This is a genomic window from Janthinobacterium fluminis (assembly GCF_028595325.1).
In the GTDB taxonomy this organism is placed as follows: domain Bacteria; phylum Pseudomonadota; class Gammaproteobacteria; order Burkholderiales; family Burkholderiaceae_D; genus Janthinobacterium; species Janthinobacterium fluminis.
The window spans coordinates 245,535-258,461 of sequence record NZ_JAQQXR010000001.1; the positions used below are offsets into that span (position 1 = coordinate 245,535).

9 protein-coding genes are annotated in these 12,927 nt (G+C 69.5%); 5 read left to right on the forward strand and 4 right to left on the reverse strand.

The genetic code is table 11. The features are described 5' to 3' along the window. Window positions 1-50 precede the first annotated feature (50 nt). Window positions 51-878: a fused MFS/spermidine synthase gene (locus OIK44_RS01150; protein WP_337587188.1), complete on the reverse strand. Its 828-nt coding sequence runs from the start codon at window positions 876-878 to the stop codon at window positions 51-53. Between the two features lie 188 nt (window positions 879-1,066). On the opposite strand from OIK44_RS01150, the gene OIK44_RS01155 reads away from it, so the two are divergent. The 5 genes from OIK44_RS01155 (at window position 1,067) to OIK44_RS01175 (ending at window position 5,862) form a co-directional block, all read left to right on the forward strand. Continuing rightward, entirely contained in the window at window positions 1,067-1,342 is a 276-nt protein-coding gene (locus OIK44_RS01155; protein WP_273668818.1) for a hypothetical protein, read from the forward strand. Between the two features lie 74 nt (window positions 1,343-1,416). Further along, window positions 1,417-2,580, forward strand: coding sequence for a GGDEF domain-containing protein (locus tag OIK44_RS01160; protein WP_273668819.1), 1,164 nt, complete (start codon window positions 1,417-1,419; stop codon window positions 2,578-2,580). 188 nt (window positions 2,581-2,768) lie between these two features. Continuing rightward, window positions 2,769-4,226 carry a Ppx/GppA phosphatase family protein gene (locus tag OIK44_RS01165; protein ID WP_273668820.1) on the forward strand — a complete coding sequence of 486 codons (1,458 nt, stop codon included), beginning with the start codon at window positions 2,769-2,771 and terminating at the stop codon, window positions 4,224-4,226. A 115-nt stretch (window positions 4,227-4,341) separates the two neighbouring features. Next, window positions 4,342-5,013 (forward strand): hypothetical protein, encoded by a 672-nt coding sequence (locus tag OIK44_RS01170; RefSeq protein ID WP_273668821.1) that lies wholly within the window; start codon window positions 4,342-4,344, stop codon window positions 5,011-5,013. Between the two features lie 87 nt (window positions 5,014-5,100). Then, window positions 5,101-5,862 (forward strand): GNAT family N-acetyltransferase, encoded by a 762-nt coding sequence (locus OIK44_RS01175; protein ID WP_273668822.1) that lies wholly within the window; start codon window positions 5,101-5,103, stop codon window positions 5,860-5,862. Window positions 5,863-5,914: 52 nt separating this feature from the next. Here OIK44_RS01175 and OIK44_RS01180 read toward each other — a convergent pair whose 3' ends face one another. From OIK44_RS01180 to OIK44_RS01190, 3 genes are all read right to left on the reverse strand, one after another. Next, window positions 5,915-11,452, reverse strand: coding sequence for a CHAT domain-containing protein (locus tag OIK44_RS01180; RefSeq protein ID WP_273668823.1), 5,538 nt, complete (start codon window positions 11,450-11,452; stop codon window positions 5,915-5,917). A 318-nt stretch (window positions 11,453-11,770) separates the two neighbouring features. After that, entirely contained in the window at window positions 11,771-12,058 is a 288-nt protein-coding gene (locus OIK44_RS01185) for a hypothetical protein (RefSeq protein WP_273668824.1), read from the reverse strand. 168 nt (window positions 12,059-12,226) lie between these two features. Further along, the gene (locus OIK44_RS01190; RefSeq protein WP_273668825.1) at window positions 12,227-12,919 is read right to left on the reverse strand and encodes an ABC transporter ATP-binding protein; all 693 of its coding nucleotides are present in this window, start codon (window positions 12,917-12,919) and stop codon (window positions 12,227-12,229) included. Window positions 12,920-12,927 lie beyond the last annotated feature (8 nt).

Below are 12,927 nucleotides of genomic sequence, written 5' to 3' on the forward strand. Positions count from 1 at the left end.
ATAACGGCCACGGCAGGTCTGCAGCCGGCGCGCCCCGCTCCGGCGGGCTGCTAGGGGGCCGCGCCGCGGCCGCGCCGGCTCAGGCGGCGCACCAGCAGGCGGGCCAGCAGGGCGTTGAGAAAGCCCAGGCCGAGGCGGCGCCGCAGCGCGACCAGGCGCTGCACGCGCAGCGGCCGGGCGGGCGCGGCGGCGCCGGGGTCGGCGCGCACGGCGAAGATGATGCGGTTGTTGCCGGCGATGCCGTCGAACCAGCAGATGCGGTCGCGGAAGGTCAGGCGCAGGCGTCCCAGCATGGCGGCGTAGTGGCGGTCGTAGCTGAACAGATTGGCCACCAGCACGCCGCCCGGCAGCAGCGCGCGCCGGCAGTCGGCGTAGAAGCGGGCGCTGCCCAGCGCGGCCGGCATGCCGGCCTCGTCGAAGCCGTCCACCAGCAGCACGTCGGCGCTGGCCGGCGTGCGCGCCAGATAGTCGGCGGCGTCCGCGTGGATCACGCGAAAGCGCGCGTCGTCGGGCGGAATGTGGAATTGCTCGCGCAGGGCGATGACGTCGGCGCGCAGCTCCAGCACGGTGATGCGCGCCTCCGGCAGGTGGCGGTAGCAGAACTTCGCCAGCGAGCCGCCGCCCAGGCCGACCATGACGATGTGGCGCGGGCGCGGCTGGAACAGCGCGAAGCACATCATCGCGCGGGCATAGCGCAGCACCAGCTCGTCCGGGCGCGACAGGCGCATCTCGCTCTGGATCATGCCGGGCCGGAATTCCAGCGAGCGGCGGTCGCCCTGCGTGCGGACCTGGGGCGTGGCGCTGGGTTGTTGCGGCGACTTGAAGGAATCTGGCATGCAAGAAATGCGCTGGCGGCGCAGGCCGATATTTTGTTTCATGCGTAGAATTCTGATAAGCTTCTAGGCACCCCCGTAGCGGCAGCGCGGCGCTGGCCCCTTCCGGCAGCATACAGGATGCGGCGCGGGCGGGAGCCGAGCCGCAAAAAAGGCCGCCGCCGTCGCGCGCAGAACGCTTATACTGCGGCGCAGGCGCCGCCGGCCGCGGCAGCCATCAAGGAGAGAAGCAGATGTTTTTGGACCACCCGACGATTACCGCGACAAACAGTTTCACCGAGCCTGACCGGATCGAGCGCCTGACCCGCGTGTATGGCTACACGGCGGCGCTGGCCGACCAGGCCGGCAACCTGCTGTTCATCGAAAAAGTGGCGCAGATCCACGACCACAAGGGCACGCTGATCGTGTTCTGGCACGACGCCCCGAGCGAGGACGAGAAGCAGTACTTCGTGCAGGCGTGGGCCAGCAAGATCGGCGACGGCAGCACCAACGTCGAGCACGAGATCTAAGACGCGCCGCCGGCGCGGCCACGCCCTTTGCCGGCGGCCGGATGCGGCCGCGCGGCATTTTCCCCTGCGATGACATGGACATAAAAACACTGGTACTGGCGCTGGCGCTGGGCAATCTGAGCCTGAGCGCGGCGCTGTTCTTTTTCGGCTACGGCCGCACCCAGCCGCTCAGCCTGCGCACCTGGTCGGCCGCCAAGCAATGCCAGGCGGTGGCCTGGCTGCTGCTGTACTTCCGCGGCATCGTCCCCGATTTCCTGTCGATTCCGCTGGCCGGCGCGCTGCTGTTCGCCGGCGTCGCGCTGGACGCCGGCGCCCTGTGGGAGGCCGGCGGGCGCGGCGCTTGGCGCCGCTTCATGCTGCCGGCGCTGGCGCTGGCCGTGAGCGCCTTCGTCTGGTGCTACGGCGCCGACGTCGAACCGGCCTGGCGCTCCGCCGTCGGCGCGCTGTGCATCGCCGGCTTCGCGCTGGCCGGCGCCGTGGCGCTGGCGCTGGGCTGGGCGGGCGCCAGCATGCTGCAGCGCTTCCTCGCCGTCACCACGGCGGCGCTGGCGCTGGCGCTGGCCGGCTGCGCCGTGCTGGCGGCCATGCTGCCGGACGGCTGGTCCTGGCTCGGCTCGGCGGCCATGCAGACCGGCGCCCTGGCGGCCCTGTATCTGCTGATGCTGAGCAACGGCGCCGGCTTCCTGCTGCTGGCGCGCGAGCGCGACGAGCGGGCGCTGGCCCGGCTCGAAGTCGTCGACGCGCTGACCGACGTGCCGAACCGGCGCGGCTTCTACAACGCGCTGGCGCCGTGGATGGCGCTGGCGCGCCGCCCCGGCATGCCGACGGCGCTGATCGTCTTCAACCTGGACCATTTCAAGCGCGTCAACGACGGCTATGGCCACCCGGTCGGCGACGCCGTGCTGAAGGCGATGGTCGACGTGTGCAAGAAGCAGTTGCGCGACAGCGATCTGATGGGCCGCCTGGGCGGCGCCGAATTCGCCATCCAGCTGCCGCGCACCACGCTGGCCGACGCGCTGCACGTGGCCGAGCGCGTGCGCGCGGCCGTCGAACAACTGCCGGTCAAGACCGAGAAGGCCGTCATCAACCTGACGGCCAGCCTGGGCGTGACGACGATACGCGCCGAGGACAGCGCCGTGAGCCTGTTCCAGCGCGCCGACGAGGCGCTGCAGGCGGCCAAGCAGGGCGGCCGCAACCGCGTCGCCGAGGCCGCCGCCGTCGGCCCGCTGGACGTGTAAGCGCCCGCCGGTTGCGGGACGGCGCGGCCCGGGCATCCGGCCGCTCCGATTCTGTCGCTTTTTCCTTCCCTCCATCCCCAAAAAACAGTATAAATCAATCATGTCACCGGGACGTCATATGGCCGGTGTAATGTCACAGGTTTGTCAATGGAAGCCTTCCCAGGTCACTACAAATATAAGAGGCTGGTATGTATGCTGCGGTTGATTTAGGTTCCAACAGTTTTCGCCTGCACATCGGCAAGCACGACGGCGAGACTATCCGCGTGCTCAAGAGCGTGCGCGACCCGATCCGCCTGGCCGCCGGCCTGGACGCGAACGGCAACCTGACGGAGGCGGCGATGCAGGGCGCGCTGGCCTGTCTGAAGAGTTTCCGCGCCATCCTGGCCGGCTACCAGCTGGAGGCCGTGCGCGTCGTGGCGACGTCGGCCATGCGCGTGGCGCGCAACGGCGGCATTTTCCTGCCGCTGGCCGAGCAGGCCATCGGCTACCCGATCGAAATCATCTCGGGCGAGGAGGAGGGCCGCCTGATCTACATGGGCGTGGCCAACTCGCTGGCCCAGCCGGGCGAGCGCCGCCTCGTCATGGACATCGGCGGCGGCTCCACCGAGCTCATTCTCGGGCGCGGCCAGGACATCGAGCGGGTCGAGTCGTTCTCGCTCGGCACCGTCAAGCAGAGCCTGTCGTTCTTCGTCGGCGGCCACATCGACGCGCCCTCGTTCGAGGCGGCCATCCTGTCGGCGCGCAGCCATTTCGAGGACGCCGCGCCGCCCTACCACCCGCAGCACTGGAAGAACGCCTACGGCTCCTCGGGCACGATCCGCACCATCGCCGACATCATCGCGAAGAACAATCTGGGCGGCGGCACGCTGTCCGGCCCCGGCCTGGACGCGCTGAAGCGCCGCTTCATCGAGTTCGGCCACGTCGGCAAGATCGACATGCCGGGCCTGAGGCCGGACCGCGCCGGCACCATCGTCGGCGGCCTGGCGATCCTGATCGCGCTGGTGCGCGAGCTCGACATCGACGTGATGGCGCCGATCGAGGCGGGCCTGCGCATGGGCGTGATGTGGGATTTGTACCTGCGCTCGACCAAGCGCGACCGGCGCGAACAGTCGGTCCAGGCTTATCTGCAGAAATTTCACGTCGACGCCACGCGCGCCCACCGCGTCGCCGAGAACGCCGTCGCCATGTACGGCCAGCTCAAGCCCGCTTCGGACACGCTGAGCAAATGCCTGCGCTGGAGCGGCCTGCTGCACGAAGTCGGCATGGTCGTGTCGCAGACGGGCTACCACAAGCACGCCGCCTATATCGTCGAAAACGCCGATCTGCCGGGCTTCACGACGCGCGAACAAAAAACCATGAGCAGGCTGATCCTGGCGCAAAAGGGCAATCTGCGCAAAATCAGCGACGCGCTGACCGATCCCGACTTCGCCAAGGCCGTGCTGGCGCTGCGCCTGGCGATTTTGTTCATGCACGCGCGCATCGAGGCCGACTACAGCGAGTTGCGCCTGCGCATGAAGAGCCGCATCGAGCTGGAAATCAAGCGCGACTGGGTGGCCCACCATCCGACGGTGTCGTTCTGGATGGAGAAGGAACAGGAGCTGTGGGATGAGGTCGGAGTCGACTTCAGCATACGCGCAAGCGCATAAGCGCAAGCGAAAAAACGCAAAAGCAAGGCCGGATCAGGAATTTTTTGATGTGGATCAAGCAAGTTTTCCACGTATGGTATATATTGTTTATATTATTTACTAAAATGGAAGCCAGATGAACAAAGTCACCGCATTGAAACCGGCGCAGTCGCCTGTCGCCGCCGCCAACGAGCCGGCCGTCGTAGCCAACGGCCAAGGCTCGCCGTTCCCGACCAGCGCGTCGATCAACGCCACAGTCGCCAAGGCGGCGCCCAAGCGTGCCCCGGCCAAGGCGCCCGCCGCGGCGAAAGCGGCCGTGAAGCCGTTGCCGGCCGTCGCCAAGGCCAAACCGGCCGCCAAGCCGGTGGCCAAGCCGGTGGCGAAAGTCGCGCCGGCCAAGGTGGTCGCCAAAGCGGCGCCGCTCAAGGCCGCGCCGAAAGCCGTCGTCAAAGCCAAGCCGGCCCCCGCCAAGGCGGCCCCGGCGAAGCTCAAGCCAGCCGCCAAACCGGCTGCCAAGGCCGCCACGAAGCCTGTGGTGAAGGCGGCGGCGAAGGTCGAGGTAGCGGCGCCAAGCAAGGAAAAACTGCGCAAGCCGAAACTGGTGCGCGACAGCTTCACGATGCCGGAGGCGGAGTACGCGGTGTTGGGCCAGGTGAAGAAAAACTGCCTGAAAGCCGGTTTCGAGATCAAGAAAAGCGAATTGTTGCGCATCGGCGTGGCCCTGATCAGCCAGATCGACCTGGCGACGCTGCAGAACGTGTTGGCCGGCTTGCCGCAGTTGAAAACGGGGCGTCCAAAGAAGGATTGATGTGCGTCAGGAAAATGATGGGCGCATGTCATTTTCTTGACATATTTAACTAGTACGCTTGCTTCGTCTCTATAACAAGGATGAAGCATGCAAAACTTAATCGCCTCGGCCGAAGTCAAGGCCAACTCGGTCAAACTGGTCCTCAGTGTGGCCAGCACGGCTGAAGAGCTGCGCGAAGTGCAGCGCCTGCGTTATAAGGTGTTTATCGAGACGATGGGCTTGACGGCGCTGATCCGGGAGGACGGCCTCGATTGCGACGAGTTCGACGAGCACTGCGACCATCTGATCGTGCGCGACGCCGACACGCTGAAAGTGGTCGGCACCTACCGCGTGCTGAGCGCGGCGCGGGCCGGCAAAATCGGCCGCCTGTACTCCGAGAACGAATTCGACCTGGGGCGCCTGAACAACGTGCGCAGCCGCATGGTCGAAGCGGGGCGCGCCTGTATCCATCCGAAGTACCGCGGCGGAAGCGTCATCATGCTGCTCTGGTCCGGTCTGGCCGAATACATGCGCCGCGAACGCTGCGACTATCTGGTCGGCTGCGCCAGTATCAGCCTGGCCGACGGCGGGCACAATGCGGTGGCGGTGTACCAGGCGCTGGCGGGCAAGCACATGGCGCCGTCCGAGTATCGCGTGACGCCGCATCTGCCATTCCCTATCCATCAGGTGGAAGCGGCGCTGAAGCCGCAGGTGCCGCCGCTGATCAAGGGCTACCTGCGCTCCGGCGCGTGGATTTGCGGCGAACCGGCGTGGGATCCCGACTTCGAAAGCGCCGACATCTTTTTGATGATGCCGCTGGCGAATCTGGATGAGCGCTACGCCAAGCATTATGGTGTCGTCACGGCCTGATGCCGGGAATGGGGGCCGCGGCGACGCCGCCGGCCCCGCCGCCTTGGCGCCGTTACGGCAGCGGCAGCTGCGCCACGAAGGCCAGCAAGGCCGTCCGCAGGCGCGCCTCGATGCTGCCCTCGGCGGCCTGCGGCGGCAGCATCTCCAGCATGAACTGCACCTGCACCGCCAGCGCCTCCGGTTCGCCGATCGAGCCGTAGCGGCGTAGCGCGTCGAGGTACAGCGCCACCACTTTTTGCCGCTCGGCGGCGTCGAACACGGGGCCGTCCGGCGGCCCCTCGTAGCTGGCCCACAGCGCGGCGATCAGCGCGCTCTCGACTTCGACGCAGATGTCGGCCGCCTTGCGCTCCTCGGCGTAGCGCTGGTGCGCGTTGGCCAGCGCCCCCTGCAGCAGCCGGGCCAGGCCGGGCCGCAATTCGCGCCAGGCGTCCTCGTTGCCGGCCGCCTTCAGCAGCAGCGCGCCGACCAGCGCGTTGAAGACGACCTCGTAGTCGCCCGCGCCGCTGCGCAGCTCCGACTCGCGCAGCGCGCGCCGGTAGGCCGCCGTCATCGCCAGCAGCGCCGCCTCCGGCGCCTGGCCGCGCAGCCGCGCCAGGCGCGCCCGCAGCTTCCAGTAGCGCCCCAGCAGCGCCAGCCGCTGCGCCGTCGGCGCCAGCTCGATCAGCAGTTCCAGGCGCTGGCGGCCGCTTTGCATCAGCGCCTCGCCGGCGGCCGGCGCCGGCGCCGCCGGCCGTTCCACGCCGTCGCCGACGGCCACGCCCAGCAGCGCCGCGCCCTGCGCCACTTCGAGCTGGGCCAGGTGTTCGAGCGCGTGCATGGTCAGCATGCCGTCGCCGGCGCTCTGCGCGGCGCGGTAGTGCTCGATGGCGCGCAGCGTGTTGTCCAGCCCCGCCAGGTCGGCGCGGATCGCCGCCATCTTTTCGCGGATGTCGGCGTCGCCGAAAAAGCGCATGCGCGCCGCCTCCTCGATGCTTTGCAGGCGGTCCTGGATGGACTGGCGCCGCGCCGCGTCGCCGCCGGCGATGCGCGCGTGCAGCGTCTCCAGGTCGGCCAGCAACTGGCCGTGGTAGCGGTAGTCGGGGGCGCGCCACTGCTTCGTTTCCGTGTTGGGGAAGCGGTAGTGGTCGTCGCCGTAGGCCTGGTAGGCGCCCCAGGTGTTCGAGGCCGGGTAGCGCAGGAAGGTCGCCTCGCGCGCCAGCCGCACGGCGTCGCCGAAGTATTCGCCGCTCATCATGCCCTGGTAGAAGCTGCGCGCGAAGACGCTGGCGGCCTGGTCGTCGATGCGCCAGCCGGCCGCGATGACGGCCTTCGAGCCCATTTCGATGAAGGCCGTGGCCAGGTTGGCGGCCAGCTTGGACCACGGCGCGGCCGCGTCCGGGCGCATGTCGCCGAGGTGGCAGCAGTTGATGAAGACGAATTGCGGCACGCGTTTGAGCTTGCTGATCTGGGCCGCCGTCAGGCGCGTCTTCGGCCCCAGCACCAGGCCGGTGAGCGGCGTGCCGGGGCCTTCCACCTCGCCGTGGCCGGCCAGGTGGATGGCGAAGTATTTTTCGTCGAACAGGTGCACCAGCACTTGCTGCGCCTTGGGCCGGTACAGGTCGACGACGCTGTAGCCGTTGCTGCTGAACAGGCGCGCGACCTCCTGCGCCTCGGCCTGGGCGGCGGCCAGTTCGTTCATGCCGGAATCCGTGTCGCCGACCACCAGCACGCTGTTCGACTGCGGGCTCAGGCCGCGCGGGCGCTCGCGCGGCGTGGCCAGCTGGCGCACCATGCCGATGCGCGTGGCCAGCGGGCTTTCCTCGCTGTCGGCCTCGTCGCGCATCAGCTCCCACGGGTAGATGGCCGCGCTCTGGTCGACGGCCAGGATCAGGCCGCGCATTTCGGGAATCGCCGCCTTCAGGCTGTTGGGCAGCATCAGCTCGTACAGGGCGCGCGACAGGCCCGGCTGGTCGGTGGTGTTGTCGGTGGCGTCGAGGATCAGGCCGTCGACGGCCTGGCGCTGGTTGGGCTCCTCGTCGACGCTGTTGTGGGCGCGGTCCGTCACCAGCGTGAAGCGCAGCGCGCCCGAGGTGTCGGCGGCGACGATGTGGACGCGGCGCCAGCCGTTGTCGCCCGACAGCGCCGGCAGCACGCGCCGGTAGCCGCCGGGGCTGTGCTTGATGCGGCCGTCGAAGGCCAGCGCGCTCTGGTAGCGCGCCTCGCACATGATGTGTTCGAGGGCGCCGGCGGCGGCGATGGCGCGCGCCTCCGACTGCTCGTAGACGCTGATGTGGCGGATGCGGCTGCGCAGGCCGGCGTCTTCGAGGCGGCGGTTGGCGGCGCGCAGGCCGTCGACCAGCGAGCGGATGCACAGGGCGATGCTGAGGCCGCCGTAGCCGGAGCCCGACAGCAGGCTGGCCACGCGCAGGCCCGGCTCGGCGGCGTCGGCGTCGCCGCCCGCATCCGTCTGCGGCGGGCAGGGGCCGGCGTTGTGCTGGGCCTGCTGCAACTGCTCCTTCGCGCACGCGTACTCGACCAGGCCGCCGGCGAAGGCGCGCGTCAGCTCGCCCGGCGTCAGCTCGCCCAGCGCGCCCAGGCCGATGACGATGGCGCCGCCGGGCCGGCGCGCGCGCTCCTGTTGCAGCACGACGACGGCTTCGTCGGGGGTTTGCGGGAAGCGCCCCAGCGCGTAGATTTGCCGCAGGCGGCCGTCCAGCAGGCGGTCGAGGAAGGACATGCTGCCGCGCAGCGACTCGTAGGCGTAGCTGCCGGTGAGCACGGGGACGTCGGCCGTGGCCATGCTGCCGTGGATGATGTCGAGCTTGACGCGCTCGGGCGGCGCCGGCTGGGCCAGCGCCGGCCGGGCGCCGCCGATGGCCGCCGCCAGCACCTCCTGCGCCGTCGGGTAGAGCGGCGCGGCGCCGCCTAGGCGGGCGCGGAACTGCGCCGCGCCGCCGCCGCCCAGCAGCGTCGGCGGCGTGTCCGGCAACAGCAGCGTGTGGCCCGTTTCCAGCAATTGCTGGTAGGCCGGGTAGGCGTCCTTCTTCAGCAGCAAATCGCCGTGCGCGGCCGCCACATGCCAGGCCCGCACGCCGGGCGGCACGGCGCCGTCCCAGGCGACCCGGCCGTCGCCCTCGAAGCCGTAGGCGATTTCGATGCTGGCGTCGCGCAGGCGCAGCGCCAGCGCCGTCTCGGCGCAGCCGGCCAGGTAGCTGCAGTGCTGCGGGTCCAGCGGCGCCTCGGCCAGCAGCGCGACGGTGGCGCGGGCCTGCTCCAGCGCCTGCGCCTGCGGCGCCTGCCAGCCGTCCGGCAGGGCGGCGCCGGCGTCGGCCTCGGCCCAGGCTTGCCAGGTGGCGGCGTCGAAGTAGTCGTTGCCGTCGCCGCAGGCGCCCGCCTCGGGCGGCCACGGCAGCATCTCCAGCACGCCGGGAAAGGCCCGCACGAAGCCGAGGAATTGGCGCAGCGGGTGGCGCCAGCCTATCCAGCTGCCCAGCATCTGCACCAGCTCGTCGCGCCCCAGCAGCACGGCCGCCATCGCGTGCGAGCCGCGGTTCGGCGTGCCCACCTGCAGCAGGCGGCTGCCGGGGATGGCGGCGAAGCGCGGCCAGCGCTCCTTGAGCGCCAGCCGCGCCACCAGCCCGCCCATCGAATGGCCGACGATGCGCAGCGGCTGGCCGCGTTTCTCGGCGTCGGCCAGCGCCGCGTCCAGCACGGGCAGGAAGGCGGCGCTGGCGGCGCGCAGCGACAGCCGCCAGTCGTAGGTGAAGGGGCGCACCTCCTGGCTCAGCGCGAGGAACTGGGCGAACTGCTCGTAGTAGGGCTCGACCCAGCCGGCGCTGCCGATGTTGGGCTGGCCGACGGCCAGGCGCTCGATCTGGCCCTCGACCAGGTTGACGGGGTCGAACCAGACGCGGCTGGCGCCCACCTGCAGGTGGCTGCCCATGATGCCGGGCAGCAGCAGCACGATGGGCGCGCCGTCGCGCCGCTTCGGCGCCTCGCCGCCGCGGGCGATCAGGCCGTGCTCGGGCGCCGGCAAGCTCTGGAAGGCGCTGTCGTCGCCGCCCAGCGCCTGCAGCACGGCGGCGGCCGAGGCGGGCCGCTCGAAATAGTTCAGGTGGTGCACGCGCGGGCCGCTGAGGAAGGCTTGCCGCACCGCCTGCTGGCGCGCGGCGCCGCCCGTCATCGAGGCCGTGTTGACGATCAGGTCGCTCTGGCCGCCATAGAAAATCTCGGCGGCGCTGTCGGCCAGCCACTTCAACAGGCCGTCGCCGCTGAAGTCGCCGGCGACGACGTGCAGGGGGCTGTTGACGCGCACGTCGGGCGCGTTCAGCAGCGCCACCAGGGGCGCGTCCGGCATCATCGCCTCGATGCCGGGCAGCACGCGCGCGTCGCAGCGCTGCTGCACCAGGGCCAGCAGAAAGGAGCTGCCGACGTCGAGCGCCTCGGCCAGCGGCGCCAGCGCCGGCTGCGCCAGGCTGGCGGCGCGCAGGCTGCCGCCGAGCAGGTTGAACATCACGCTGGCCCAGCGGTCCAGCCGGCCCGACACCAGCGTCGTGCCGCGCGCCGGGCAGGCGACGCGGACGAAGCGCTCGACGCGGATGGCGCGCCGCTTCAACTCCAGGTTCAGCTCGGCCAGGCGCGCCGCGTCCGCCTCGTGGCCGGGGCGCCCCGTCAGCGTCGCCTGGGCCGTGAAATGGTCGATATCGTGCTGGTTGAACGGTTCGCCGCCGACCGTGTTCTCGCTGAGGCGCTCGACGCCGTCGCCGGTCAGGTCGACGGCGCCGCGGCTGTCGCTGCGCTGGGCGCGCGCCAGCAGCTCGCCGACCAGGCCGCCGCGCGAATGGCTGAGCAGGTGCAGCACCGCGCCCTGCGGCAACTGGTGCACCAGTTCCAGCGCGTTGGCGATCGGGCTGTCGGTCAGCGTGCGGTGCTCGAAAGCATAGATGCGGTTGCCGTACAGCGCGCCCAGTTGCGCCGCCAGGCCGGCCGCCCACAGGCCGCCGAAGGTCGCCTCGGTCGACGAGGCCGTGCCGTGCAAGAGCAGCAGCAGCGGTTCGCGGGCCGGCGTCAGCGCGCTCACCGGCGTCAGCTCCCAGCGCTCGGTGGCGCAGCGGTACAGGCCGAGGCGGTGCTCCAGCTGGCGGTCCTGGAAGGCGCCGGCGGCGGCCAGCGCCGTCATGCCGCCGGCGCCGCTGCGGTAGATGCGCAGCGCCTTCAGCGTCCACGCGCCGAGGCCGCCGCGGCGGCCGCCGGCCGGCAGGTGCGGGCCGCTGGGGCGCAGCGCCAGGCCGACCGTCAGGCGGGCCGGGCCGGCGCCGCCGGCGTCGGCGGGCGGGCCGAGGTAGCGCGGCAGGTCGTCGCCGGCGGCCAGCAGGCGCGTGCCGTCGTTGAGGATCAGCTCGACGACGTCGGCCGCGCCGACGGCCACCGTGACCTCCTCGCTGCCCAGGCCGCGCGCGCCCGACAGCACATAGGTGTCGCTGCGCCATTCGGGGGCGATGTGGCTGTCGTCGACGCTGGCGTGGGGGTCGCGCGTGAGCGTCAGCAGCAGCGGCGCGGCGGCCGCTGAGGGGGGCGGGGCGGACGGCCCGGCCGGGTTCGAGGCATCCATGGCGGCGCAGGCCGGGCGGCGGAAGTGGCGACTTCACTACCTTGGCCCGGCGACGCCGGGCCATCTTGAGCGGCATCAAGACGGCGTGCAAATGCAAGGGGATTGCGGCTAAATGCAAATAAGAAGCATTACCTGGTCTGGGTACAGCGAGGGCTGGTTACGGCGGGCGGCGCGGTGGCCGGGAGGGGAGAACGTGCAGCGTTGTTTGGGCTGTCCGTCTAAGGTGTTGCGATAACTAGTCTGGCAGGGTCAAGCGCGTTGTTTTGGCGCCGTGGACCGTGATGCCGACGCCTGGCATGGCAGTGATCAGCTGGGCTGTCAGTGCATGGATGCGGTCGACAATTCCTTTAATTCGCGTATGCTGAGATCGGATTTCTCATGCATGCGCAATAAAATCGTGGCGCCGACGGAAAGTTTCCGGTGCCGGATTTTGCTGATGATAGGCGGCTGAACTTCCAGAACACGACACAGTTCGGCGTCGTTTTTCAAGTTCATTTTCTCGATGAGGGTGTCGAGCAACTTGTTCGGCACGAAACTCGATGGTTCGAGTGCGCGTGCGCGGTTCATGGCTTCTATCATTTCCAGCTTCTTTTGCCGTACGTTCATTTACTCCTCCTAAGGTTAAGGGAAAAAGAAGGGGTGGCTGCCCCCGGTGCTTGTTTGCCAGGCAATATTGCTTGTTGCATGGCGCGCGTTCGATGCACTATTGATAACGAAGCAAGGATGTTTCAATAATACTACGTAACGAATTGTTGTGGCGCATTGTAATAAAAATTAACTGATAGTTTGCGCAACACGATTGACTAATGTTGTTTTTTGTAGTCCCTCCTTTGTTAATACCAAGGTGTGGTCGGCCATCGCGGCCGCCGCGTGGGAGTGGGTGACCATGATGGCGCAACTGCCGTTGGCCTTGATTTCGGCGCGCAGCAGGCAGAGGATCTCGTGCGCCGTGTCCGGATCGAGGTTGCCGGTGGGTTCGTCGGCCAGCACCAGCGCCGGCCGGTGCACGAGGGCGCGGGCGATGGCGACGCGCTGCATCTCGCCGCCCGACAACTGGCGCGGAAAATCCTCGCCGCGGCCGCCCAGGCCGACGGCTGCCAGCATGGCGCCGGCGCGCTCCTGCGGCAGGCCGTTAAGCAGCAGCGGCAGGGCGACGTTTTGCCGCAGCGTCAGGTGCGGCAGCACGTGGAAGGCCTGGAAGATGAAACCCATGCGGGCGCGCCGCAGCCGCGTGGCGGCGTCGTCGTCGAGGCCGGACATGGCGACGCCTTCGATCAGGATGGGGCTGGCCTCCGCGCCGGGGTCGGGGGCGTCGAGGCCGGCGATCAGGTTCAGCAGCGTCGACTTGCCGACGCCGGACTCGCCCATGATGGCGACGAACTCGCCGGCGCGGAAGCGGTGCGACAGCTTGGCCAGCACCGGATGGCCGCTGGCGTAGGATTTGGACAGGTGACGTAATTCAAGCATGGGCGGGA